23 protein-coding genes are annotated in these 23657 nt (G+C 64.3%); 13 read left to right on the top strand and 10 right to left on the bottom strand.

Going from position 1 to position 23657, the window contains the following annotated elements:
* Window positions 1-70 precede the first annotated feature (70 nt).
* Both efp and epmA read left to right on the top strand, forming a co-directional pair.
* Window positions 71-637: an elongation factor P gene (efp, locus tag ABGX75_RS09670; RefSeq protein ID WP_011507824.1), complete on the top strand. Its 567-nt coding sequence runs from the start codon at window positions 71-73 to the stop codon at window positions 635-637.
* Between the two features lie 108 nt (window positions 638-745).
* On the top strand, window positions 746-1720 hold the full coding sequence (gene epmA, locus ABGX75_RS09665; RefSeq protein WP_347410988.1) for an EF-P lysine aminoacylase EpmA: 975 nt from the start codon (window positions 746-748) through the stop codon (window positions 1718-1720).
* A gap of 136 nt (window positions 1721-1856) precedes the next feature.
* On the opposite strand, the gene asd is transcribed toward epmA, so the two are convergent.
* Entirely contained in the window at window positions 1857-2660 is an 804-nt protein-coding gene (gene asd / locus ABGX75_RS09660) for an archaetidylserine decarboxylase (RefSeq protein WP_043559561.1), read from the bottom strand.
* Window positions 2661-2807: 147 nt separating this feature from the next.
* Window positions 2808-3638: a sulfurtransferase gene (locus tag ABGX75_RS09655; protein ID WP_224114495.1), complete on the bottom strand. Its 831-nt coding sequence runs from the start codon at window positions 3636-3638 to the stop codon at window positions 2808-2810.
* Window positions 3639-3804: 166 nt separating this feature from the next.
* Between ABGX75_RS09655 and ABGX75_RS09650 the strand changes: the two genes are divergently transcribed.
* Complete coding sequence (locus ABGX75_RS09650; RefSeq protein WP_011507820.1) at window positions 3805-5139, top strand: NCS2 family permease; 1335 nt, start codon at window positions 3805-3807, stop codon at window positions 5137-5139.
* 64 nt (window positions 5140-5203) lie between these two features.
* Here ABGX75_RS09650 and ABGX75_RS09645 read toward each other — a convergent pair whose 3' ends face one another.
* Window positions 5204-6694: a RimK family alpha-L-glutamate ligase gene (locus tag ABGX75_RS09645; RefSeq protein WP_011507819.1), complete on the bottom strand. Its 1491-nt coding sequence runs from the start codon at window positions 6692-6694 to the stop codon at window positions 5204-5206.
* A 184-nt stretch (window positions 6695-6878) separates the two neighbouring features.
* Here ABGX75_RS09645 and ABGX75_RS09640 point away from each other — a divergent pair, with 184 nt between their 5' ends.
* The 5 genes from ABGX75_RS09640 (at window position 6879) to pepN (ending at window position 13122) form a co-directional block, all read left to right on the top strand.
* The gene (locus tag ABGX75_RS09640; RefSeq protein ID WP_179153521.1) at window positions 6879-7445 is read left to right on the top strand and encodes a GNAT family N-acetyltransferase; all 567 of its coding nucleotides are present in this window, start codon (window positions 6879-6881) and stop codon (window positions 7443-7445) included.
* Between the two features lie 2 nt (window positions 7446-7447).
* The gene (locus ABGX75_RS09635) at window positions 7448-7933 is read left to right on the top strand and encodes a YajQ family cyclic di-GMP-binding protein (RefSeq protein WP_011507817.1); all 486 of its coding nucleotides are present in this window, start codon (window positions 7448-7450) and stop codon (window positions 7931-7933) included.
* Between the two features lie 124 nt (window positions 7934-8057).
* Window positions 8058-9632, top strand: coding sequence for an AMP-binding protein (locus tag ABGX75_RS09630; protein WP_287124793.1), 1575 nt, complete (start codon window positions 8058-8060; stop codon window positions 9630-9632).
* A 270-nt stretch (window positions 9633-9902) separates the two neighbouring features.
* Window positions 9903-10337 (top strand): YbaN family protein, encoded by a 435-nt coding sequence (locus ABGX75_RS09625; RefSeq protein WP_011507815.1) that lies wholly within the window; start codon window positions 9903-9905, stop codon window positions 10335-10337.
* Window positions 10338-10482: 145 nt separating this feature from the next.
* Window positions 10483-13122, top strand: coding sequence for an aminopeptidase N (gene pepN, locus ABGX75_RS09620; RefSeq protein WP_011507814.1), 2640 nt, complete (start codon window positions 10483-10485; stop codon window positions 13120-13122).
* A gap of 81 nt (window positions 13123-13203) precedes the next feature.
* Here pepN and ABGX75_RS09615 read toward each other — a convergent pair whose 3' ends face one another.
* Window positions 13204-13497: a hypothetical protein gene (locus tag ABGX75_RS09615; protein WP_347410989.1), complete on the bottom strand. Its 294-nt coding sequence runs from the start codon at window positions 13495-13497 to the stop codon at window positions 13204-13206.
* Window positions 13498-13910: 413 nt separating this feature from the next.
* Between ABGX75_RS09615 and ABGX75_RS09610 the strand changes: the two genes are divergently transcribed.
* Both ABGX75_RS09610 and ABGX75_RS09605 read left to right on the top strand, forming a co-directional pair.
* Window positions 13911-14180 carry a DUF1127 domain-containing protein gene (locus ABGX75_RS09610; protein ID WP_043558545.1) on the top strand — a complete coding sequence of 90 codons (270 nt, stop codon included), beginning with the start codon at window positions 13911-13913 and terminating at the stop codon, window positions 14178-14180.
* Between the two features lie 207 nt (window positions 14181-14387).
* Entirely contained in the window at window positions 14388-14591 is a 204-nt protein-coding gene (locus ABGX75_RS09605; RefSeq protein WP_011507811.1) for a putative motility protein, read from the top strand.
* A 69-nt stretch (window positions 14592-14660) separates the two neighbouring features.
* Here the strand turns inward: ABGX75_RS09605 and ABGX75_RS09600 are convergent, their stop codons facing one another.
* Together ABGX75_RS09600 and ABGX75_RS09595 are read right to left on the bottom strand one after the other, a co-directional pair.
* Window positions 14661-15425, bottom strand: coding sequence for an HpcH/HpaI aldolase/citrate lyase family protein (locus tag ABGX75_RS09600; RefSeq protein ID WP_011507810.1), 765 nt, complete (start codon window positions 15423-15425; stop codon window positions 14661-14663).
* A gap of 94 nt (window positions 15426-15519) precedes the next feature.
* Window positions 15520-16029: an Lrp/AsnC family transcriptional regulator gene (locus tag ABGX75_RS09595; protein ID WP_011507809.1), complete on the bottom strand. Its 510-nt coding sequence runs from the start codon at window positions 16027-16029 to the stop codon at window positions 15520-15522.
* Between the two features lie 317 nt (window positions 16030-16346).
* Between ABGX75_RS09595 and ABGX75_RS09590 the strand changes: the two genes are divergently transcribed.
* Entirely contained in the window at window positions 16347-18038 is a 1692-nt protein-coding gene (locus ABGX75_RS09590; RefSeq protein ID WP_347410990.1) for a 2-isopropylmalate synthase, read from the top strand.
* A 51-nt stretch (window positions 18039-18089) separates the two neighbouring features.
* On the opposite strand, the gene ABGX75_RS09585 is transcribed toward ABGX75_RS09590, so the two are convergent.
* Window positions 18090-19016, bottom strand: a complete 927-nt coding sequence (locus ABGX75_RS09585) for a tripartite tricarboxylate transporter substrate binding protein (protein ID WP_244846386.1) — start codon at window positions 19014-19016, stop codon at window positions 18090-18092.
* A gap of 295 nt (window positions 19017-19311) precedes the next feature.
* On the bottom strand, window positions 19312-20148 hold the full coding sequence (locus ABGX75_RS09580; protein ID WP_011507806.1) for a formate/nitrite transporter family protein: 837 nt from the start codon (window positions 20146-20148) through the stop codon (window positions 19312-19314).
* A gap of 116 nt (window positions 20149-20264) precedes the next feature.
* Between ABGX75_RS09580 and ABGX75_RS09575 the strand changes: the two genes are divergently transcribed.
* The gene (locus ABGX75_RS09575; protein WP_244846383.1) at window positions 20265-20954 is read left to right on the top strand and encodes an MgtC/SapB family protein; all 690 of its coding nucleotides are present in this window, start codon (window positions 20265-20267) and stop codon (window positions 20952-20954) included.
* Between the two features lie 82 nt (window positions 20955-21036).
* Here ABGX75_RS09575 and ABGX75_RS09570 read toward each other — a convergent pair whose 3' ends face one another.
* Together ABGX75_RS09570 and ABGX75_RS09565 are read right to left on the bottom strand one after the other, a co-directional pair.
* Window positions 21037-21558: a FlgO family outer membrane protein gene (locus ABGX75_RS09570; RefSeq protein ID WP_224114487.1), complete on the bottom strand. Its 522-nt coding sequence runs from the start codon at window positions 21556-21558 to the stop codon at window positions 21037-21039.
* Between the two features lie 59 nt (window positions 21559-21617).
* Window positions 21618-22289 carry a hypothetical protein gene (locus tag ABGX75_RS09565; protein WP_011507803.1) on the bottom strand — a complete coding sequence of 224 codons (672 nt, stop codon included), beginning with the start codon at window positions 22287-22289 and terminating at the stop codon, window positions 21618-21620.
* 181 nt (window positions 22290-22470) lie between these two features.
* Here ABGX75_RS09565 and ABGX75_RS09560 point away from each other — a divergent pair, with 181 nt between their 5' ends.
* A complete protein-coding gene (locus tag ABGX75_RS09560) occupies window positions 22471-23640 on the top strand; it encodes a multidrug effflux MFS transporter (RefSeq protein WP_011507802.1) in 1170 nt (389 codons plus the stop codon).
* Window positions 23641-23657: the final 17 nt, after the last annotated feature.

The raw sequence follows: 23657 nt of genomic DNA, 5'->3' as shown, positions 1-23657 counted from the left end.
CACCCCATGACGAGGCGCATCGAGCAATCTCCGTAGCGCACGCTACGGCGCATGCAACTAGCGAGGCATCATGGCGACGTATTCTACCAATGAATTCAAGGGCGGTCTGAAAGTCATGCTCGACGGGGATCCGTGCAGCATCCTCGAGAACGAGTTCGTCAAGCCGGGCAAGGGCCAGGCATTCAGCCGCGTCAAGCTACGCAACCTGATCACGGGGCGTGTCTGGGAGCGCACCTTCAAGTCCGGCGAGTCGCTGGAAGGTGCCGATGTGCTGGAGCTGGACATGGAGTACCTCTACAGCGACGGCGACATGTGGCACTTCATGCGCACCGACGGTTCCTTCGAACAGTACGCCGTCGACAAGAAGGCCATGGGCGACGTCGAGAAATGGCTCAAGGAGCAGGTCGTCTACACCGTGACGCTGTGGAACGACAACGCCATCGCCGTGTCGGCACCCAACTTCATCGAGCTGGAAGTGGTCGAGACCGACCCCGGCCTCAAGGGCGACACGGCACAGGGCGGCTCCAAGCCGGCCACACTGTCCTCCGGCGCGGTGGTGCGTGTCCCGTTGTTCATCAACGAAGGCGAAGTGCTCAAGGTCGACACCCGGACGGGCGAATACGTTTCGCGGGCCTGACGGCATGCTGCCGGAGCCGGCGCGCTCCGGGCAACGTCCGTCCTGTGAAAGTTTCGTGATGACAGGCCACGCTTCGGCGTGGCTTTGTCGTTTCCAAAGGAGCGTTTGATGACCACCGAATGGCAGCCCACGGCGAGTATCGAGACACTGCGCGAGCGGGCGCGGCTCTTGGCGCGGGTGCGAGCGTTCTTCGCCGAGCGCGATGTGCTGGAGGTGGAAACGCCGGTGCTGGGGCACGGCGGCAGTACCGATGCGCACCTCGACTCGCTCGCGCTGACGGCGACGACGCCGCAGGGCCGCGAGCGGCTCTGGCTGCAGACCTCGCCGGAATTCCACATGAAGCGGCTGCTGGCGGCGGGGAGCGGGCCGGTCTTTCAACTGGCGCGCAGTTTCCGCGACGGTGAGGTGGGGCGTCGCCACAATCTCGAGTTCACCATGCTCGAATGGTATCGGCCGGGCGTCACGCTGGATGAGTTGATCGCCGAAGGCGATGCGCTGATCCGTCATGTCTTGTCGGGCGACCCGGGCCCCTTGCGCCGTCGTCGCTATCGCGAGCTGTTCCGCGAGGCGCTGGATCTCGATCCGTTCACGGCACCGCTCGAGGCATTGCGTGCGCGTGCCGAAACGATCGGGGGGCTATCCATGCACGATACCGACCGCGATGGGTGTCTGGACCTGCTGATGAGCCTGGCGATCGAGCCGCAGCTGGGGCAGGGCGGTATCGATGTCGTGGTCGATTATCCCGCCTCGCAGGTCGCGCTGGCCCGCAAGCATCGCGATCCCGAGGATGGGGTGGAGGTCGCGGCGCGCTTCGAGATCTATCTCGCCGGGCTCGAGCTCGCCAACGGCTACGACGAACTCACCGATGCCGCCGAGCAGGCCGCCCGCTTCGAGGCCGACAACCGCCAGCGTCAGGCGCTGGGCAAGCCCCATGTCGATATCGACCGACATCTGCTCGCGGCGCTCACGGCCGGCATGCCTTCCGGCAGCGGGGTGGCGCTGGGCATGGATCGCTTGATCCAGCTGGCGCTGGGCAAGGAAAGCGTGGCGGAGGTGATGGCGTTTGCCACGCCGCGTTGCTAGCGCCGAGCCCAGCTTGGCGGAGCCAGCCCCAGCGGGGGGCGCTGTAACCCTTCCTTGGGCGCTACTTTTCCATCCCCGGCTAAAAGCCCCTCGCTTCGCCTTGCCTTGCCCGGCGACTCTATCCTGGCCGAGGCGCTCAGGAAGCGAGGGACTGCCCCATGTTGACCACCAGGCCGTCGGTGCAGACATCGCGAAATGCGACGTCGTGGCCGAAGCACATCACCACGGTGGAGCCGAGCTTGAAGCGACCCATTTCCTGACCCTTCTCGATCACGATGGGCTCGTCGAAACGCGTCGTCTGGACACGGCCGCTGAGCGGGGTGACCTGACCCGCCCAGACCGTTTCGATGGCGGCGACGATCATCGCGCCGACCAGCACCATCGCCAGCGGACCGTGTTCGGTGTCGAACAGGCAGACCAGACGCTCGTTGCGGGCGAAGAGCCCCGGCACGTGGTTGGCGGTGGCTTGATTGACCGAGAACAACCGCCCCGGCACATAGACCATTTCGCGCAGGGTGCCGGTGACGGGCATGTGCACGCGGTGATAGTCGCGCGGGGACAGGTAGACGGTGGCGAAGCTGCCCTCCCGGAACGGCGCGGCGCGGGCGGCGTCACCGCCGAGCAGGGCGTTCAGCGAGTAGGTATGCCCCTTGGCCTGGACCAGGGTGTCCTGGCGTATGGCGCCGAACTGCGAGAGCGTGCCGTCGGCCGGCGAGACCACGCCCTCGCCGATGGGCCGGGCATCCGCGCGCAACGCCCGGGTGAAGAAGTCGTTGAAACAGGCGTAAGCCTCGGGGTCGCTTTCGAGCGCCTGGCTCATGTCGACATCGAAGGTACGAATGAAACGCCGAATCGCCCAGTCCTTGAGCCATGGCGTGCGGCTCTCGGCGAGCTTGCCCACCCCACGCGAGATCAGGTGGTGGGGAAGGGGGTACTGCATTCTGGCGAAGAGTTCGTCGCGATCCACGGGCGTATCCACGGCAACGGAAGAGGACCCGCCACCTTAGTCGCAGCGGCGGGGCGTCGCAATACTTCGTTGACGGCGACGAGAGGATCGAACGCGCGTCCCTCGTCCAGTCACCGAGGCTCAGCGCTCGATGGGCGTATCGTCGCGGTTGCCCCATTCCTGCCAGGAGCCGGGATAGGCACGCATCTTCTCGAAGCCCAGGGCCTTGCCGACCAGCCAGGTGAAGCCGCTGCGGTGGTGGCTCTGGCAGTGGGTGACGATCTCCATGTCCGGGGTCAGGCCCAGCGCGTCGAGTTCGGTGATCAGTTCGGCATAGTCGCGGATGCGCAGGTCGCGCTGGCGGTCCATCGCGTCGGTCCATTCCATGTTGACGGCCCGCGGGATATGGCCGAGATGCCGGTTCTGGCCCTTTTCGCCCCGGTATTCGGCCGGTGAGCGGGCGTCCCATACCGCCAACTGGACCTCGTCGAGGCGTTGGAGCAGCTCGTCGCGCTCGATCATGACGCCGGGGTTGCGAATCTCCGCCCGGTAGTCGCTGGGCTGCGGCTGATGCGGCTCGCGGGATTGCGTCAGGCCGGCCGCGCGCCAGGCGTGAATGCCGCCGTTGAGGTAGGAATACCGGGTATGCCCGATGAGCTCCAGCGTCCACAGCAGCCGACCGGCCCAGCCGCCGCCTTCATCGTCATAGGCCACGACGTGCGTATCGCGGGTCAGGCCGAGCTCGGAAAACAGCGCCGAGAGGGCGTCTTCATCGGGCACGTCGTTGGGTACCGGGCCATCGCCCGCCAGCAGGCGTCGATGATCGAGAAAGATGGCGCCGGGGACATGCCCCGTCGTGTAGCTCTCCGCCTTGAGCGGCACATCGACGATCAGCAGGTCGGGGGCGTCGAGATGCTCGGCGAGCTGTTCGGGCTCGACGATCAGCGGCAACAGATTGTCTTCGGAACTCATGGTCTTCTCCCACGGGTAACGTTGGGCGCGTGAATGCTGACCAGAGCATGGCACAAGCAGCGAGGCTTGTGCAGCCAATCCCGGCCACCGGGGGTGAGCGTGGCGGCCGGGATTGGCTATACTGCGCGGCGTCCCATCCCAACCCAACTTGTGTGGAGAATCCGACGTGCTCGAACGACTTTTCGGCATCCGGGCCCAGGGCAGCACCCCGCGTACCGAGATCCTGGCGGGGATCGCGACCTTTCTGGCCTCGATGTACATCATCGTCGTCAATCCGACGGTGCTCAGCGATGCCGGCGTGCCCTTTTCCAGTGCCTTGACCGCGACCGTGCTGGTCAGCTTCTTCGGCAGTGTGATGATGGGGCTCTACGCCAAGAACCCGATTCTGGTGGCCCCCGGCATGGGCATCAACGCGTTGTTCGCCTACACCATGGTGCTGGGAGCGGGCATGGAATGGCAGACTGCGCTGGGCTGCGTGTTCTGGGCGGGGGTGATCTTCGCGTTGCTGGCCGCCTTCAATGCCCGCCAGTGGGTGATCGATGCGATTCCGGCGCAGCTGCGTTACGCCATCGCCTGCGGTATCGGCCTCTTCATCACCACCATCGGGCTGGTCAATGCGCAGTTTCTCGAGCCCAACCCGGTCACCGTGGTCGGCATGGCCTCTCTCGACCCGGTGCTGGTGACCTTTCTGATCGGCTTTGCGGTCACCGCCTGGCTGGTGGTGCGTAACGTCCCCGGCGCGCTGATTCTGGGCATCGTCTTCACTACCTTGGCCAGCGTGCCGATCGGACGCTGGTGGGGCGATGGCAGCCGCTATTTTCCCGAGGAGCTGGCGACGCCGACGCTGGTCAACTTCAACGGCGTCTTTTCGATGCCGGATCTCAGTGGTCTGATGGCACTCGATCTGTGGGGCTCGCTGTCGGTGGCATATTGGCCGTTCATCTTCGTGCTGCTGTTCACGACCTTCTTCGACGCACTGTCCACCTTCATGGGAGTCTCCGAGGCGGGCAACCTGAAGGATGCCGATGGCAACCCGCGCAACATTCGGCGCTCGATGATCGTCGATGCCAGCGCCGCGTTGATCTCCGGGCCGCTGGGTACCAGCCCGGCCAACGCCTATGTGGAGTCCGCCGCGGGGATCAGTCAGGGCGGTCGTACGGGGCTCGTCGCGGTAGTGGTGGCGGTGCTGTTCCTGCCGTTCCTGTTCCTGTCGCCGCTGCTGTCGCTGGTGCCGGCGATTGCCACGGCGCCGGCCTTGATCCTGGTGGGCGTGTTCATGATGGACCCCATCCGGAATATCCATTGGCATCAGTTCGACGATGCGATCCCGGCCTTCGTGGCCATGGTGCTGATTCCCTTCACCTATTCGATCACGCATGGCATCGCGTTCGGTTTCCTGGCCTTCGTGATCGTCAAGCTGGCGGTGGGCAAGACCCAGGAAATCAAGCCCACCATGTGGGTGTTGTTCGCCCTCTCGCTGTTGCTGCTGCTCGAAGGCTGAGGCGTCGCCGGTCAGGGCGCCGCTCGCGAGTCGCGCCTGCCTGACCGGCGGCCAGCGGGGCGAATCAGCGCGGCAATGCCGCGTGGCGCTCCATCCGTTTCAGAAAGACGTCCATCACCCGCGCATAGAGCGCGGCGCCCAGGTGGGCGTCCTCGACCCCGGCATCCAGATTGGGATTGTCGTTGACCTCGATGACCACGACGCGCTCGCCGATCTGCTTGAGGTCGACGCCGTAGAGGCCGTCGCCGATCAGCCGCGTCGCCTTCAGCGCGGCCTTGATCACCGCCTTGGGCACCTCCGCGGGAGGATGCGTGGTGAAGCCGCCACTGCGGACCTTTTGCCGGGAGTGGTCGTAGATCTGCCAATGCCCGCGCGCCATGTAATAGCGGCTGGCAAACAGCACCTCGCCATCCAGGATGCCGACCCGCCAGTCGAAATCGGTGGGCAGCCACTCCTGCAGCAACAGCAAGGCGGACGACGCGAACAGACGCGAGGCCTCCTGCCTGAGCTCGTCGAGCGAGTTGATCTTGACCACGCCCTTCGAAAAGGCCCCGTCGGGGATCTTGAGCACCATGGGAAATTCGAGTTCGGCGATCTTGCGCGGCAGGTTCGCCAGGTCGTCGCGGCTGAGCAATAGTCCCTCCGGGGCGGGAACGCCGCGTGCCGCGAGCAAGGCATGCAGATAGACCTTGTTGGTGCAGCGCAGTATCGATTGCGGGTCGTCGATCACCACCAGGCCTTCGTGCTCGGCGCGCTTGGCCATGCGGTAGGTGTGATGGTCGAGTCGGGTGGTCTCGCGGATGAACAGCGCATCGAACTCGGCCAGACGGCCCTCATCCTTGCGGGTGATCAGGCTGACGTCGATGCCGCGCTGTCGGCCGGCGCGGATGAACTGCTTGAGCGCACTCTTGTTGCTGGGCGGCAGCGCCTCCTTCGGATCGATCAGAATCGCCAGGTCGAAACGGTAGCGACGCCGCGCCTTGGGCGTGCGCCAGACCTTGCGCGAGTGACGGTTCAGGGCGGCCGCGAAACGATCCTGCTCGCCGCCCTGCAAGGACGTGAGCGCCAGGGGCTTGAGCCGGGTCAGCCGCCATGTGCCATGACGCTTCTGGAACTTGGCTTCCAGCAAGGGACACGGCAGACGCTCGAAGAGGCGTCGCGCCAAGCGGCCGAGCCCGTCGTGCTCGCATTCGCCGAACAGCAACGTCAGGTGCAGCGTTTCACCCACCAGCGCACCGCGTCTTTCGAGGTCGCGCATCATCGGCTCGAGCGATTCGAGCTGCAGGTCGATCAGCGCCTTGCGCGACAGCTGGTTGAGCGTCTCCACCGATGGCAGGACGCGTTGGCCGCGGGCCTGGGCAAGCAGCGACACGTAGTAGCCGGTCTCCAGATAATCGAGACCGCGGCACAGGTTGATGACGTGCGTCGCGTCGCGCGTCTTGTCCGGTGTCGCCGACGCCTGGGCCAGGAAGTCGGCGGCGCTGATCAGGTCTTCGGTGGGATAATAGGGGGACCAGTCGTCGAGGCGGTCGACGACGATGCGCAGACGGGACATGAACCTTCCTCGCAAGGGGAAAAGGAACGGCGACGGGCGTCGATCGCCCTGTCGAAAACCCGCCTAGAATGCGCAGTGGCCTGCCCGCAAAACAATAGCCTCATCTTGAAATAATTTCATGCCGAGGGCACGTGACAGACGTCGTGGCGCTACTCACAATCCGCGCAAACAGGGAGACTTCAGCATGCTTTTCTCGCTGCGGCCCGCCGTCGTCGCCGACCTCGATGCCCTGTGTCATCTCGAGGCGACGTGCTTCGACGGCGATCGCTTCACACGCCGCCAATTGGGTTACCTTCTCGCCCGTGCCAATGCCCATACGCTCGTTGCCGTGTCCACCGAAAACGAGCGTGCCGTGGGGTACGCGACACTGTTATTCCGGCGCAACAGCCAGACCGCACGCCTGTACTCTTTCTGCGTGAGCCAGGAAGCGCGCGGCGGCGGGGTGGGGCGTGCGCTCCTCGAAGCGCTCGAGCGCGAGGCCAGCCGGCGCGGCCTGACCCGCATGCAACTGGAGGTGCGCGCGGACAACCGCGTGGCACTGGGGTTGTATCGACGCATGGGCTTCTCGCCGCTGCGCTGGCTGGAAGAGTACTACGTCGACGGCTGCGCGGCCTGGCAGATGGACAAGGCATTGCCCGCGACGGAGCGAGATGCGACGACACCGGACACGCCGGCAGAAGGGCAAAGCCAGGACGGAGACTGCCGGGAGCATGCTAGAATCGCGCCCGATCTTAGCCCAGCGAGGAAGTGAACATGCCGTCTTTCGATATCGTCTCCGAGTTCGACAAGCATGAAGCCAGCAATGCCGTCGACCAAGCCAACCGCGAAATCCAGACCCGTTTCGACTTCCGGGGCGTGACTGCGAGCTTCACCCTGGAGGGCGAGACGGTGACGCTCGAGGCCGAGGTGGACTTCCAGCTCAAGCAGATGCTCGACGTGCTGCGCAACAAGCTGATCGCACGCGGGATCGACGCGCGCTGCATGGACATCAAGGAGCCGGTGACGAGCGGCGTGCGGGCGCATCAGGAGGTCGTGCTCAAGCAGGGGCTCGAGCAGCCGGAGTGCAAGGACATCGTCAAGCGCTTGAAGGAGGCCAAGCTCAAGGTGCAAGCGCAGATCCAGGGCGACAAGGTCCGCGTCACCGGCAAGAAGCGTGACGAATTGCAGCAGGCGATCGCGCTGCTCAAGAGCGACGCCGGCCCCGAACTGGCCCTCCAGTACACGAACTTTCGCGATTGAGCGCTTTTGTCACCCAGGCTTGATGGCCATCAACCTAACGTTTGACTGACGTTGCGGCCCGTCCCTCATCGCTCGATTCTATCGCCATAACAACCGCGACAGAACATAACGAGCGACGGGGGGAATGCACATGTTTGACCTGGGACGCGGCTTTCTTGCCACGGTCGAGCGGCGGCCGCATGCCATGGCCATCAGCGACGGGCCGGTTCAAAAGACGTACGCGCAATGGTTCGCCGACATCCAGAGCGTGGCTCGCCACCTCCGGCATCTCGGGCTGGGCAAGGGGGATCGGCTGGTGGTGGCGATGCAGAACCGCTGGCAGATGGCCACCCTGCATTGGGCCTGCCAGTGCGCGGGCATCGTCTTCACGCCGGTCAACTGGCGCTCGACGGCGCTGGATATCCGTTATTACCTGCAGGACGCCGGCGCCAAGGCCATTGCCTATGATGGCGCGGTCAGCGAGGCCGTGCAGGCATGTGCCGAGGCGCATGCCCTGGTGCGCATCGCGGTCGGCGACGTGCGGGACGCGGAGACGGTGGCGTTCGACTCGTTGCTGGGCGGCTCGGGCGAGACGTTGCTGCTGGCGCGTCCCGACGACTATGCCTTGATGCTCTACACCTCGGGCACCACGGGGCGTCCCAAGGGCGTGCCGCGGCGGCATCGTGTCGAACGGGCCGCGACCACCGCGTACGTGGCGCAGAACCTCTACGGCCACGACGAAACCATGTTGGGCGTGATGCCGCTCTATCATGCGACGGGCGTGCGTGCGCTCCAGGCGATGGCGATGGTCGACGGGCGTTTCGTGTGCATTCCCAAGTTCGAGCCGGAGGTCACGCTCGCGGCGATCGAGCGCGAGCGGGTGACCAGCCTGAACCTGGTGCCCACGCTTTATCACATGCTGCTGGAAGCGCCAGGGTTCCGGCCGCAGCGCGTGGCCAGCATCGACAAGATCGGGTTCGCCGGGGCGCCGATGAGCGCCGGGTTGATCGCGCGCGTCGAGGCCGCGTTCACGCCCAGCCTGTTCGTCAACCAGTACGGCTGCTCGGAACTGTATGCCCTGACCGTCGATCAGCATGCCAACCACAAGCCAGGCTCTTCCGGGCGGGCGGCGCTCAACCAGCGGTTGCGGATCGTCACGGTGGGAGCGACTTCCCCCGACAGCGTGGTGCCCCAGGGCACGGAAGGGGAAATCGTGGCCGACCTGGCCGGCGACGAGGCCTTCGATGGCTATTGGAACAATGCCGAAGCGACGGCCAAGGCATTCAAGGAGGGCTGGTATTTCACCGGCGATACGGGCTATTTCGACGCTCAGGGCGACCTGTTCGTCACCGGGCGCGTCGACGACCTGATCAACTCCGGAGGCGAAAACATCAGTCCGCTGGAAATCGAGAACGTGCTGTCGTTGCATCCGCAGGTGGCGGAAGTCGCCGTGGTGGGCCTGCCCGACGACAAGTGGGGACAGGCGGTGACGGCTTTCATCAAGCTCCGTCAGCCCGTGGGCGAGCAGGAGCTCCACCACCACTGTCTCGAGGCCGGGCTGACCCGCTACAAGTGTCCGCGTGGCTATCGTTTCGTCGACGAGCTGCCCAAGTCGCCGGTCGGCAAGATCCTGCGCCGCCTGTTGCGCGTGCCTGCCGTCGCGCCCCTGCGGGACACCCCGGACGCGGTAGCGCGACATGCCAGGGCCTCGTTGGGGTGAGCCTGCGCGTTGCCTGACATCAGACGCCCCGCCGGCGGACCGCTCTCGGGTCTCGTCGGACGGGGCGAGTGGTTCACGCCCCTTACCATGCGCTAGAATGAATGTCGCGCGTCGAGCGCTGTCGTGTGCCAATGGCCTCGATAGTGAAGGACGATTTCTCCTGGGCGCGTATTCGGGCTTCAATGACCGAGGTGGCGTCGGGCGTCGTCATGCCAGCGATCTTGCGCGAAGCCCGGCGTTTCCCCCTCGCAATGTAAGGTGACGCGGCGCATGCGCGATATACGCAGGCTACTGTTCATTTGCTTGGCTGGCGTCAGCTTCTCGCTGGGCGTGATCGGCCTGTTCCTTCCCGTCATGCCGACCACGTGCTTCATGCTGGTGGCGGTATGGGCGGCCTCGAAGAGCTCGCCGCGTTTCGCCAACTGGATTCGCCGTCATCCTCGTTTCGGTCCGTCCATTCTGGCCTGGGAGCGCGAACGCGCGATCCCCAAGCATGCCAAGTGGATGGCCTGCATCATGCTGCTCGTCTCGATGGCGGTGATCGCCTTCACGGTAGAACCGCTGTGGCTCAGTGGGTCGCTGATCCTCGGTCTGACCGGGATTGCCGCCTGGATTCTGACCCGGCCGACCCCGTCGTTGGGGCGCTGCCCGGTCTTGTCCTCCCTCGAGGATTCCTCTTCCCGCCCCCGTCAGGAGTCGCGTTGAGCGCACGCCGGCCGGCATTTCTTCGGTGCGCTTTTGAGCCGACTCCATCGAACGCCGTACAATGCGGGGCATGTGCATGGCGCCCGAGGCGCGATGCGATGTCTTGGGGGCGCTGTCATGCCCCGACTTCAAGGAGCGTCGATCGATGTCCGAACCGCAAGCGACTCATCTCAAGGACTACCTGCCGCCCGCCTACCGGGTGACCCATACCGAACTGACTTTCGACCTGGCCCCCTCGGCGACGACCGTGACGGCGCGGCTGCATGTCGAGCGTCACCCCGAGCGCGAGGCGGGATTGCCGCTGCGGTTCGCCGGCGACAAGCTGTCGCTGGAACGTATCGCCGTGGACGGTCAGACATTGCAGGCGGATGAGTACCAGGTCGACGACGAGGGCCTGACCATCCCCACCGTGCCGGAGCGTTTCCTGCTGGACACTCAGGTGTCGATCGACCCCGCGGCCAATACCGCGCTCGAGGGGCTGTATCTCTCCAACGGCATGTTCTGCACCCAGTGCGAGCCGGAAGGCTTTCGGCGGATCACCTTCTATCCCGACCGCCCGGACGTCATGGCGACCTTTTCCACCACGGTGGTGGGCGACAAGGAGACGCTGCCGGTGTTGCTCTCCAACGGCAATCCGGTCGAGCGCGGCGAATTGCCGGGCGAGCGTCACTTCGTCACCTGGGAGGATCCGCACCCCAAGCCCAGTTATCTGTTCGCGCTGGTGGCGGGCAAGCTCGAGAAGGTCGAGGACCACTTCACGACCATGAGTGGCCGCGACGTCACGTTGCAGATCTGGGTCGAGCCGGAGAACCTGGACAAGACCGACCATGCCATGGCCTCGCTCAAGCGCGCCATGCAGTGGGATGAAGAGACCTACGGGCGTGAATACGACCTCGATCTGTTCATGATCGTGGCCGTCAACGACTTCAACATGGGCGCCATGGAGAACAAGGGGCTCAACATCTTCAACTCGGCGGCGGTCCTCACGCATCCGCAGACCGCCACCGATGCGGCCTTCCAGCGGGTGGAGGGCATCGTCGCGCACGAGTACTTCCATAACTGGTCGGGCAATCGCGTGACCTGCCGTGATTGGTTCCAGCTCTCCCTGAAGGAAGGCTTCACGGTCTTCCGCGACCAGACCTTCAGCGCCGACACCAACTCCGCACCGGTCAAGCGCATCGAGGACGTGTCCTTCTTCCGCACGGCCCAGTTCGCCGAGGACGCGGGGCCGACCGCCCACCCCGTGCGTCCGGACCATTACATCGAGATCTCCAACTTCTATACCCTGACGATCTACGAGAAGGGCGCCGAGATCGTGCGCATGCTGCGCAACCTTCTCGGCTGGGAGACGTTCCGTCAGGGGTCGGATCTCTATTTCGCGCGTTTCGACGGCCAGGCCGTGACCATCGAGGACTTCGTCGATTGCATGGCGGAGGTTTCGGGGCTCGATCTCGATCAGTTCATGCGCTGGTATTCCCAGGCGGGCACGCCGGAGATCGACGCCCATGGCGAGTACGACTACGCCAAGTGCGAGTACCACTTGCGGTTGTCGCAACGCACGCCGCCCACGCCCGGCCAGGCGGAGAAGGCGCCTTTGCATATCCCGGTGCGCATGGGGCTGGTGGGTACCAAGTCCGGACGTGACCTGAGCCTGACGCTGGATGGCGAGGCGCTGGGCACCGAAACGGTGCTGCACCTGCGTGACAGCGAGCAAACCTATGTCTTCACCGGCATCGACGAAGCCCCGACGCCGTCGCTGCTGCGCGGTTTCTCGGCGCCGGTCTACCTGCGCTATCCGTATTCGCGCGAGGATCTGTCCTTCCTGCTGACCCACGACGCGGACGACTTCAACCGCTGGGACGCCGGACAACGACTCACCATGCTGGCGCTCGACGATCTCATCGCCGCGCACCGCAACGGCGTGGAGAAAGTCATGGATGGTCGCGTCATCGACGCGTACCGTCGCCTGTTGACCACCGAGACCGATGACAAGGCGGTGCTGGCCGAAATGCTGACGTTGCCCTCGGAGGCCTATATCGCCGAGCAGCAGCCGATGGTCGACGTGGACGCCATCCACGCCGCGCGGGACTTCGTGAAGCAGTCATTGGCCACGGCATTGCGCGATGAGTTCCTGGCGCTCTACGAGGCGCATCGTAGCGACGCGCCCTACGCCCCCGAGCCCGAACAGATCGCGCAGCGTCGCGTGAAGAACGTGGCGCTCGAATACTTGATGAGCATCGAGGACGAGCAGGGCATTGCGCTGGCCAATGCGCAGGTCGAAGCCGAGGACAACATGACCGATGTCCGGGCCGCGTTGACGATGCTGGTGCACAGCTCGCGGACCGATCTCGCCGAACCGGCGCTCAAGGCCTTCGGCGAGAAATGGGCACACGATCCGCTGGTCATGAACCAATGGTTCACCATCCAGGTCACGCGGCCCCAGGCGGACGTCCTCGAGCGGGTCAAGTTCCTCATGGCGCATCCGTTGTTCTCGCTCAAGAACCCCAACAAGGTGCGGGCGTTGATCGGGGCGTTCGCGGCGCAGAACCGCGTCAATTTCCATCGTCTCGACGGCGAGGGCTATCGCCTGCTGGCCGATGTGGTGATCGAGCTCAACCGGCTCAATCCCGAGATCGCGGCGCGGATCATCACGCCGTTGACGCGCTGGCAGCGTTTCGACGAGCAGCGCCAGGCCCTGATGAAGGCCGAGCTCGAGCGCATTCGCGCCGAGGAGCTCTCGCCCAACGTCTTCGAAATGGTCGAGCGCGCGCTGGCCGACGCCTGAGGCGCGTGCACGCGAGACGATGACGGCAAGACGCCGCTGCCCCGGCAGCGGCGTCTTCGTCTGGCACGCAAGGCGCTCGCTTCAGCGCATCAGCCAGCCGAGCACCAGCAGCCCGAGAAACAGCCAGATGATGCCGCCGACGAACGCACGCCTCACCAGCGCTCGGATGCCTCGATAGAGCATCCAGATGCCGATGACGAGCACGACCAGGTTGATGAGCGAGGGGTTGACGCCCAGCGAGCGGGCGAGGCCGTCGAAGAAGCGGTCGATGGCGACCCACAGCCCCGCGAACAGGGTGGAGAATGCGTCGACGACGATGCGCAAGGCATCGCCCAGGAACTCGCCGAGCCAGTGGAAGAATCTATCGATCTGCATGTCACATCCTTTTTGTGAGCGTGCTTGCGTGCGCGAGGCGCCTCATGCGCCATCCGGCGCGGGTCGTGCCATTCTATGCGGCAACGGCACGAGATGGCAGGGGGCACTCGGTGCAGCGGAGCGACCTGTTTACCCGGAGATTTGACGACGAGTCTCGTGGCGTCTAAAAATAATAAGTGAAGGCTTATTCAGTCTTCTTTCACTCAACGAGAGACAGCTCGATATGTCACCGATACAGGCCATGTGGGCAGGCAACGACTACGCAGTCATGAATCATGACCTGCGAGCCCCTGCCTGTCCGTGTGCCATCGACTGAGCTCTTCACTGGCCGCGGATCCTACCGCGGCTAGACTCGATCACCCTCTCGATTGTGTTTCCCGCCAGGATCCCGGCCTCGATCAGGAGACCGTGTGATGACTTTGTGGGAAATCCTTCGGGGAATGAAAAAAGCTGCGATTCAGCACCGCCGTAATCGGCAGACCTTCGATGACTTGGCACACTTGGATGCGCGTCTGCTGCGCGACATGGGGTTGTCTCGTGAGGGTGGTGTGGTGCGTCCGCTCGAGCCACTGGCCTTTCAACTCGAAAAGGGTAATGGTGCGCCGATGACGGGAATGCCTGCGCCAGGGGCGCGTCGCTCGCAAGCGGATTACTGTCCCCATTGCGGAGAAGCGCTGACGTAGCCTTGGCCGCGACTGTCCTGAGACGGTCGCGGCCAGTGCCATCGATCGCAAGGTGGAAAATGAAGGCAAGGTGGCCTTTATGCTTTTCCTCTTGCATGCTGAAAGTGCCGTGCGTTGGCTGTTGGTGGTGGGCGATGCAAGTTTTCTGCGCCCTAGCCGATAACAATAGGGCGCAACGCGCATTCATTCACTTGAAGGGGAAGTTTCATGGATACTGCCGTGAACGCTGCCGTGGGCACTGCGATGGCGCTGCAACAGCACAACGCCGATCAGCAGTCGCAGATGAGCCTGATCAAGGAGTCGTTGAATAATCAGGCGTCCCACGTGTCGCAGCTGATGGAATCCGTGTCACCGCAGCAGTCGCTTGCGACGACCGGCACCGTAGGCACGCAGATCAACACCTACGCCTGAACGTCGAAAATGCAGCGCGAAACGATGCCGTGGCCTCGCGCCACGGCATTTTTCTGCGCGCCGTCCTGCCTAGCCCTTGTAGCGTGACACGGTCTCCATGGCAGCCTGTCGCAACAGGCTGATATCGATACCCACGGCAATGAAGTCGAATCCCCATTGCGCATAGCGTCGGGCGTCCGCTTCGGCTGGCGCCAGAATGCCGGCCGCCTTGCCGGCGGCATGGGTCGCGTCCAGGGTATGCCGAATCATCGCCTGGACCTCGGGGTGAGTGGGGTCGCCGATGTGCCCGGTCTCCGTCGAGAGATCGAACGGGCCCACGAAGATGGCGTCGACCCCTGGCGTGGCGGCGATGGCCTCGGCGTTGTCGACCCCGCTGCGCGACTCCACCTGCACGATCAGGCATAACTCCTCATGCGCCTGGGCCATGTAGTCCTCGACGGCGCCCCAGCGCGTGGCGCGGGTCAGCCCGCCGCCCACGCCACGAAAGCCATGCGGCGGGTAGCGCGTGGCGGCGACCAGCTGCGCGGCCTGCTCGGCGGTATCGACCATGGGAATCATCAGCGTCTGGGTGCCGATGTCGAGCAGCTGCTTTATCAACGCCGGGTCGTGATTCACGGTGCGCACGACCGGTGCGCAAGGATAGGCGGCAAGCGCCTGCAGTTGCGCCAGGGTGGTCGGTACGATGTTGGGTGCATGCTCGCCATCGATCAACAGCCAGTCGAAGCCGGTGGTGGCCAGAATCTCCGCGGCGTAGCCGGTGGCGAAGCCGGCCCAGCAGCCGTAGCGGGTATCGCCGTCGAGCGCGGCCTTGAAGGGGTTGCGGGGCAGTTGCATGGCATGTGTCCTGGTCGATAGATGACTATTGCATACAAAGAACGTAACAGGCTTCCTGTCACCCGACCATTGCACCAGTGTCTAATGGCCCTCCTCACGGGGAGGCGGCGGGATACGAGGGCACCGGGCGATGCTCGAGCACTCGACGCAGGACGAAGCTCGAGTGCGCGCCAGTGACGCCTTCGATGCGGGTGATCTGGTTGAGCAGCAGGTTCTGGTAGTCGTCCATGTCGTGTACCACGACCTTGAGTTGGTAGTCGGCCTCCTGGCCGGTGATCAGCAGGCATTCCTGAACCTGGGGCAGTGCCGCGACCTTGGCCTCGAAGTTGGCGAAACGCTCCGGGGTATGGCGGTCCATGGAGATATGCAATAGCGCGGTGAGGCTATGGCCCAGCCGCTTGGCATCCACCAGGGCACGATAGCCGGTGATCAGGCCGTTGTCTTCCAGGGCCCGCACGCGCCGCAGGCAGGGAGAGGGCGACAGGCCGATGCGTTCGGCCAGCTCCTGATTATTGATGCGTCCGTGGCGTTGCAGGATGTCGAGAATTTGACGGTCGTAGCGATCGAGCGTCACGTTGGCGGCCTGGGCGTTGCTGTTTGGCATGAAATGTCTCTTACAGATGTTTTGTTGAAATTATATGCCAAAAGTGACGCGAATGAAGGTCGAGTTTGCAATCCCCTGCGGGGAGTGACGACGTAAACTGTGTGCATTGCCACAAGCGATGGGCTCGCCGCATGGCTGGCCCGCGAGACCGTCGGCATCACAAGTGCCGACGCTATCAGCACCTTCATGCCGACCCGGCCCGGTGCCCGTTTCTTACCGGAAACGCTCCGCCTTCTACGATTCGGTCGTGTCACCGCCTGCCGGTCGAGCGGTCGAATCGTAGCGCTCCGTCACTTCATTTTCGCAGGACGCCTGTCATGAGCCGCTTCGACCATCGCAAGTATCGCCCCGCTCCCCGAGTGCCCGCCTTCGACCGTCAATGGCCCGATCGTGATCTGGTGGCGGCACCGACGTGGGTGAGCGAGGACCTGCGCGATGGCAATCAGGCGCTGCTCGAGCCGATGAGCGTCGAGCAGAAGCAGCGTTTCTGGCATCAGATCATCAAGGTGGGGATCAAGGAGGTCATGGTCGGCTTCCCGTCGGCCAGTCAGCCGGATTACGACTTCGTGCGCTGGCTGATCGAGGAAGATCAGATACCCGACGACGTGACCATCGCCGTGCTGGTGCAATGCCGCGAGCACTTGATCGAACGTACCTTCGAGTCGCTGGTCGGTGCCAAGCGGGCCATCGTGCACTTGTACAATTCCACGTCGACCGTGCAGCGCGAACGCGTGTTCGAGATGGATCGCGCCGGCATCGTGGACATCGCCGTGCAGGGTGCGAGCTGGGTCAAGGAACGCGCCGCGCGTTATCCCGACGTCGACTGGCGTTTCGAATACACGCCCGAGAGCTTCTCCAGCACCGAGATCGATTTCTCGCTGGACATCTGCGAGGCGGTGATGGATGTATGGCAGCCGACGCCGGACAACAAGTGCATTCTCAACCTGCCGACCACGGTCGAGGTGGCCGGGCCGCATCACCACGCGGATCAGATCGACTATTTCTGTCAGCACATTTCCCGGCGCGACAGTGTGATCATTTCGGTGCACACGCATAACGATCGCGGCGGCGCGGTGGCCGCCGCGGAACTTGCCATGCTGGCGGGTGCCGAGCGTGTCGAGGGCACGTTGCTGGGCAACGGCGAACGTACCGGCAACATGGACATCGTGACCCTGGCGATGAACCTCTACAGCCAGGGCATCGATCCCGAACTCGATCTCTCCCGTCCGGACGAGATCATTCAGGTGGTGCAGGAGTGCACGGGCATTCCCATGCATCCGCGTCATCCCTGGGTCGGTGAAATGGTCTATACCGCGTTTTCCGGCAGCCATCAGGACGCCATTCGCAAGTCACTCAAGAAACAGCAAGACGACGAACCTTGGCAGGTGGCGTATCTGCCGATCGATCCGCGCGACATCGGGCGCGACTACCAGGCGGTGATTCGCGTCAACAGCCAGTCCGGCAAGGGCGGCATGGCATTCCTGCTCGAGCGCGACTACGGAATCAGCCTGCCGCGCTGGATGGCGCTCGAACTGGCGCCCGCGGTACAGGCGGTGAGCGAGACGGTGAACGGCGAACTCTCCAGTGCACGGATTCGCGACGTGCTGGTCGAGACGTTCACGCAGTGTGCGCCGCTGACGCTCAGCGGATATCGCCTGGATCGCGAGGCCAGCGAGCACCTGACGGTGTCGCTCGACGACAACGGCCAGGCGCTGCGCCTGAGCGGCCAGGGCAACGGGGTCATTTCCGCATTCATGGCAGCCTGGCAGCAGCATACGGGGCGCTCGGTCAGCGTGGTCGATTACAGCGAACATGCCCTGGGCGAGGGCAGCGACGCGGTGGCCATTGCCTTCGTGCAGCTCAATGTCGATGGTCAGCGTGTCAGCGGCATGGCCGAGGACGGTGATACCGTGGGCGCGTCTCTCAAGGCCGTGCTGAGCGCCCTCAACCGTGCGGGCCATGAGGCTGTCACGACGGGGCTGGCCAGTGAAGCAAGCGCGCTGACATGACGCCCCGAGCTGCGCCGCGCCCGCATCCAGGCGGGCACGGCGCAGGGACATTCACTTGGCGAGGCCGATGGCCTTCATGATATCCCCGAAGGCCGCATCGCTTTCTTCCATGTAGGTCCCGAACGCCTGGGCGTCCCGCCATTGCACGCCATAGCCCTGTTTTTCCATGAACGATTGATAGGTCTCGCTCTGGTAGGCGTCGTGCAGGGCGCTTTCCAGTGTCTCGACGATGGCGTCATCCATGCCCTGGGGGCCGATCACGCCGCGCCAGGCACCGGTGGTGAAGTCGCTATCCACCTGTGAGGCCACGGTAGGCACGTCGGGGAAGCTCTCCAGGGGCTCCTCGGCCATGACGCCCAGGCTGCGCACGCGTCCGGCATCGATCATCGAGCGCGCTTCGGGCAGCGAGGTGGCAGCCATGTCCACGCCGCCGGCGGCGAGTTCGGTCATGGCCGGCGCGGCACCCTGGCTCGGTACCCAGTTGACCTTGTCGGCGGGCATGTCGAGATCCATCAGCAGCCCGCCCAGGGCGACATGCCAAATACCGCCCAGGCCGGTGCCGGAGGCGTTGAAGGTGCCCGCCGGCGCTTCGCGCACCGCACTCATCAAGTCGTCGAGATCCTGGTAGTCGGCGTCCTCGGCCACGCTGAGACTGGCGGCATCGAAGTTGATCTGGCCGATGGGCGTGAAGTCTTCGTAGGTGAGGTCGGTCAACCCTTGCCAGTGCATCATGTTGATCTCGACCGTGCCGAGGCCGAGCGTATAGCCATCCGGCTTGGCGCGCGCGATGGCGGTATGCCCGACGACACCGCTGCCGCCCGTGCGGTTGACGACATTGATGGTTTCCCCGAGCTCTTCCTCGAGCGCCTTGGCGATGATGCGCGCGGTGGCGTCGGTCCCGCCGCCGGCGGCCCAGGGAACGATCAGCGTGATGGGTTTTTCGGGATATGCCGCCAGGGCGGGAGTGGCAAGGCCCATGGCCACTAACGCGGCAAGCCAATGAGATGAGCGTGACGTGATGTGTCGCATTGTTGTTGCCCCTCGTCGTCGCGCCAGCCGAGAAGCCGCGCGGATGGGTGAGATAAGCCTTTTAACCTGTAACAGGCGGGCAGACGCTTCGCTAATTCCGAAACCAGGAAAGTCGATAACTATCGGTTATCAATATGCAGGAGCGAGCGTGACGTCGCCGCTACCGGGACTTGCCGGTAGCGGTGGCAGGTGTGGGCATAGACCAATGGACAAGGCCGGCGCAGACAAGCGCCGGCCGGCAGGGTCAGCTATCGCTGCGAATCTGGGCATGGCTGATGAGGGCGAAGATGAAGGTGCCGCCGATGACGTTGCCGGCCAGTGTCGGCAGGGCGAAGTCAAAGAGGTATTCGCCCAGGTTGGCCTGGCCGGCGAACATCAGATACATCACCTCCGTGGAGCCGACGATGATGTGCGTGAAGCCGCCCAGCGCGACGAGGTAGGTGACGATCAGGATCACCCAGATCTTGGCGCCGCCGGCGGCGGGGAGCAGCCATACCATGGTGGCGATCATCCAGCCCGCCACGATGCCCTTGGCAAACATCTGACCGCCGGTGTTCTCCATGATGTGGTGGCCCAGGCTGAGAAAGGCCTTGTGTGTCTCGGCGTCGAACAGGGGCATGTAGAGAATGGCATATGCGGAGATGGCCACCCCCACCAGGTTGCCGACCAATACCACGCCCCACAGCTTCAACAGCTTGAGGAACTGCATGATGCGAGGCGTGCTCATGACCGGCAGCACCGCCGTGACGGTGTTCTCGGTGAACAGCTGCTGACGGGCGAGGATCACGACGAGAAACCCGATGGTGTAGCCCAGCGACTCGACCAGGTAGCCGATGTCGCTATCCGGCAGTCGTGCATGCAGCAACCCCTTGGCGAGCATCGAGAAGCTCATCGACAGGCCGGCGGCGATCGCCGACCACAGCAGCGCCGAGGCGGCGCGTTTCAGTTCCGTTTCGCCTTCCTCGCGGATCGACTCGTGAACGGCGGCAGCTCGCGAGGGCAGCGGGCCGTCCTCGAGGTGCAGGTCGTGCTCGTCGTCTTCCACCCGGCTGGGCGGTGTGAGATTGGAAGGCTGGCTCACGCAGGAGATCCTTGTGTCGACATGGGAGAAACCGTCGTGAATTCGGTGAGATACGACGGCTGACGCTATGCTGACACGATAGACGATAATGCGGGAGAAGGAAGAGGCGAATGTCGGTGAGTGCATGGACCATCGTGATGCACCTGGGGGCGGCCTGGCTGGCGGGCAGCTTGATCGGGCTGGAGCGTACCTTTCATGGCCGCCCGGCAGGGTTTCGCACGCATGCGCTGGTATGCGTGGCCTCGGCGCTGTTGATGCTGGTGACGGTCTACCAGTGGCAATGGCTGGGCAGCGAGGTGCCGGAGTCGACGGTGAGAACCGATCCCACGCGCATGGCACAGGGCATCATGACCGGTATCGGCTTTCTGGGCGCCGGCGTGATTTTCAAGGAGGGACTGACGGTCCATGGCCTGACCACGGCGGCGTCGATCTGGGTGACCTCGGCACTGGGCATCCTCTTCGGCGTCGGCTTCTGGCTGCCGGGTGTGGTGGCGACGCTGATGACCCTGCTGACCTTGTCGCTCTTCCGGCTGGTCGAGGCACGGATGCCGAGCCGCGCCTTCGCGAGCTGCATCCTGCGCTTCGACAGTCAGCGCATCCCCACCGAAGCGGAGCTCCGGGCGTTGATGACGGAGCATCGCTTTCGCATCGAGAGTCTCAGTTACCGAACGCGTGACGAAGGGCGGCAATTCGAATACCGCATGATGCTGCGCACGCATGATCGGCATTGTCTGCCGCGGCTGGCCACCGCCCTGCGCAATCATCCGTTCCTGATGGATTTCCAATTGTCGCCGAGTGGCGACTGAGGAAGCGACTCGGCCGGCATCCGTGCATCGGAAGCCGGCGGGACCCGTGACGGAGCGGGTAGCGGTGGCCGGGCGCGATCGGTTACCAGGAGGAAGGCAGCATGGCCCGCAAGTCGTTGTCCAGAGGGACCTCGAAGCTCGAGGCGCCGAGCACGTGCCGGTCCGAGATGCGCACCAGACGGGCATTGATGAAGAGCGCGTTCTGGCCCTTGGCGTAGGTGCCCAGCAACACGGCCTGCGCATCGTGGTTGGCGCTGAGACGTTGCACGTTGCGTGACAGGATCAGCTCGCCGGTATTTTGTTCGATGTACAGGCTGTTGCGCATCTTGACCTCGATGACGTTCAGGCCGCCCTGCACGAGACGAGAGGTGAAGGCCTCCGACAGCGTGCGGCCCAGTGTCGACGAGCGGTCGAGTTGATCGACATCGACGAAGGTCGTGGCGATGATCGGAGCCTGCTCGCCGAGCCGCTCGCTGGCGGTGGACAGCAACTTCTCGGCGGCCTCGTCGACTTGCGACAGCAAATCCGGTTCGGGGGGCGTGGCATGGCGATTCTCGAGGAGACTGCAGCCGGAAAGCATCAACAAAAGCACCATGAGGGCCATCAGAGGTGACCGAAGGCGCCGGGCATGCAGCAGAGGGAAAGGCATAGCGGGAAATCTCCTTACCATTCGGACGACAGCGGAAGGTTGGTGCGCTCACCCTCGCCGGCGGCGCCGTAATGCTCGCTATCGCCTGCATTGATGTAATACAGGTTCGAGGACGAGTAGCGCAGCGTATCGTACTGACTGACCTGGGTCGTGATGATGACTTCCTGCGGGCCGGTGGGTGTCCAACTGCCACTGAAGGTATCCGCCAGGGCGGCGGCGGGAATCAAGCCCAGGGCGGGTTCGGTCCAGTGATTGAAGGGAATCGTCGCCACCGCGATGCCGGCGGCCAGGGCGGTCAGGGCACCCTGGGGCGGACGAACGTAACCGCGGTCTTCATGCCGAACGACCTGGACATCGAAGCTGACATGCGCGCTGGCGTCGGGTCGGGTATGGACGATGGCGCCTTGCTGGACGAGCTCGCTGGTCAGCAAGGAGCGGAATCCGCGGCTGAAAGCCGTTTCCTTCTCTGCGGCCTCGACGTAGAGCGGCTTGCCCCACAAGTCGCGCTTGGCGAGGATGTCGCGTGCCTCGTGTTCGGCGAGCACTTCCCAGTGGTGCGCGGCCTGCATGCGCTGCTGCTCGCTGATCGGGTAGGTCGTGGCGATGGGGGCTTGTGAGGTATTGACCTCGAAGCAACCGCCCAAGAGGACGGCGCCGAGTACCACGCCCCAAGTCCTGACTGACATGGCGTTTCCTGTTCGGTGAATGATCGGCGGACACGAGACACTGGTTGACGCATTGCCCTGAAAGGGAATATCGGCGACGAGGACGCCATCTTTAGCCCCCCGGGCGTCTGGCGGCGGGGGATGTGTTGCATCCAGGCGTGTACGGGGTAAGGTGGCGTTCTTTTTTCGTCGCGGAGGTCTCATGTCGAGTGCGCGATTGCTCCCCCTGCTGGTGGGCTGTGTCATGCTGTCGCCGCTGGCGATCGATATTTACCTGCCGTCGCTGACGGTCATGGCCGAGACGTTCGACGCCCCGTTCAGCCGACTGCAATTCACCGTGACCCTGCTGTTACTGAGTGTCGGGCTGGGCCAGATCCTGGTGGGGCCGCTGACGGACCGCTTCGGGCGCCGTCCGGTGCTGCTCTGCGGCGTGGTGGTCTATATGCTGGGTGCGCTGGTGGGAATGACGGCGACGTCACTCGGCCCGCTCTATGTCTCGCGCGTGCTGCAGGGGCTGGGCGCTTGCGCGACCATGACGGTTGCCTTCGCGGCGGTCCGTGACTGCTTTACTGCCGCACAGGGCGCTAAACTGTACAGCTATCTCAACGGCGCCTTGTGCATCATTCCGGCCCTGGCGCCGGTGGTGGGCGGGAGCCTGGCGGTGACCTTCGGCTGGCGCAGCAATTTCGCGTTCATGTTCGCGTTCGCTGCCATACTGGGCATCGGCGCGGTGTGGCGCTTCGCGGAGACGCGCCCGTCGAATACGGTCGTCGAGCGGCGCCTGTACCATTGGGCACGTTACCGGCCGGTACTGGCCAGCGCACGCTTCGTGTATTTCGCGGGCTTGGCAGGCGTGATCATGTCGGCGATTCTCGTGTACGTCTCTTCCGCGCCGGTCGTTCTGGTGGATCGTCTGGGGCTGTCGGAGCTGGCGTTCAGCGGCTGGTTCGGCGCCAACGCGCTGGTCAATATCGTGGCGTTCTTCTTCGCGCCGCGCATCATTCACCGTCTTGGACGTGTGGGGACCGTGCGCCTGGGGCTATGCCTGATCATCGCCTCGGGCATTCTGCAGGCGCTGAGCGTCATGTATTTGCCGCTGACGGCCCTGGGGTTCATGGTGCCGGTGGGCGTGCTCTCCGTAGGCTTCTCGCTGGCGCTCGGCGCCGCCTCGAGCCTGGCGCTGGAGCCGTTTCGCGAGCGCGCCGGCACGGCCGCGGCCTTGCTGGGGGCACTACAGCTCGGGGGCGGTGCCTTGCTGGCCACGTGCCTGCTGGCCACGGCGCTACCGCCTCAATGGGCACTGGCACTGATCGCGGTTTTGATAGTCTCACCCCTGTTGTGGCTTTCGTATCGAGTGGCGCCCGAGGCATGAGTTTGTAAGGATACGAA

It is taken from the genome of Chromohalobacter sp., assembly GCF_039830575.1.
GTDB lineage: Bacteria > Pseudomonadota > Gammaproteobacteria > Pseudomonadales > Halomonadaceae > Chromohalobacter > Chromohalobacter israelensis.
Note: the sequence above shows the minus strand (reverse complement) of the source record. Positions and strands in the feature narration are given on the sequence as shown.

Coding starts and splice junctions, on each gene's coding strand:
- efp (WP_011507824.1), top strand. CDS start 71: ATGGCGACGTATTCTACCAATGAATTCAAGGGCGGTCTGAAAGTCATG.
- epmA (WP_347410988.1), top strand. CDS start 746: ATGACCACCGAATGGCAGCCCACGGCGAGTATCGAGACACTGCGCGAG.
- asd (WP_043559561.1), bottom strand. CDS start 2,660: ATGCAGTACCCCCTTCCCCACCACCTGATCTCGCGTGGGGTGGGCAAG.
- ABGX75_RS09655 (WP_224114495.1), bottom strand. CDS start 3,638: ATGAGTTCCGAAGACAATCTGTTGCCGCTGATCGTCGAGCCCGAACAG.
- ABGX75_RS09645 (WP_011507819.1), bottom strand. CDS start 6,694: ATGTCCCGTCTGCGCATCGTCGTCGACCGCCTCGACGACTGGTCCCCC.
- ABGX75_RS09640 (WP_179153521.1), top strand. CDS start 6,879: ATGCTTTTCTCGCTGCGGCCCGCCGTCGTCGCCGACCTCGATGCCCTG.
- ABGX75_RS09635 (WP_011507817.1), top strand. CDS start 7,448: ATGCCGTCTTTCGATATCGTCTCCGAGTTCGACAAGCATGAAGCCAGC.
- ABGX75_RS09630 (WP_287124793.1), top strand. CDS start 8,058: ATGCACATGTTTGACCTGGGACGCGGCTTTCTTGCCACGGTCGAGCGG.
- ABGX75_RS09625 (WP_011507815.1), top strand. CDS start 9,903: ATGCGCGATATACGCAGGCTACTGTTCATTTGCTTGGCTGGCGTCAGC.
- pepN (WP_011507814.1), top strand. CDS start 10,483: ATGTCCGAACCGCAAGCGACTCATCTCAAGGACTACCTGCCGCCCGCC.
- ABGX75_RS09615 (WP_347410989.1), bottom strand. CDS start 13,497: ATGCAGATCGATAGATTCTTCCACTGGCTCGGCGAGTTCCTGGGCGAT.
- ABGX75_RS09610 (WP_043558545.1), top strand. CDS start 13,911: ATGACTTTGTGGGAAATCCTTCGGGGAATGAAAAAAGCTGCGATTCAG.
- ABGX75_RS09605 (WP_011507811.1), top strand. CDS start 14,388: ATGGATACTGCCGTGAACGCTGCCGTGGGCACTGCGATGGCGCTGCAA.
- ABGX75_RS09600 (WP_011507810.1), bottom strand. CDS start 15,425: ATGCAACTGCCCCGCAACCCCTTCAAGGCCGCGCTCGACGGCGATACC.
- ABGX75_RS09595 (WP_011507809.1), bottom strand. CDS start 16,029: ATGCCAAACAGCAACGCCCAGGCCGCCAACGTGACGCTCGATCGCTAC.
- ABGX75_RS09590 (WP_347410990.1), top strand. CDS start 16,347: ATGAGCCGCTTCGACCATCGCAAGTATCGCCCCGCTCCCCGAGTGCCC.
- ABGX75_RS09585 (WP_244846386.1), bottom strand. CDS start 19,016: ATGGGCCTTGCCACTCCCGCCCTGGCGGCATATCCCGAAAAACCCATC.
- ABGX75_RS09570 (WP_224114487.1), bottom strand. CDS start 21,558: ATGGCCCTCATGGTGCTTTTGTTGATGCTTTCCGGCTGCAGTCTCCTC.
- ABGX75_RS09565 (WP_011507803.1), bottom strand. CDS start 22,289: ATGTCAGTCAGGACTTGGGGCGTGGTACTCGGCGCCGTCCTCTTGGGC.
- ABGX75_RS09560 (WP_011507802.1), top strand. CDS start 22,471: ATGTCGAGTGCGCGATTGCTCCCCCTGCTGGTGGGCTGTGTCATGCTG.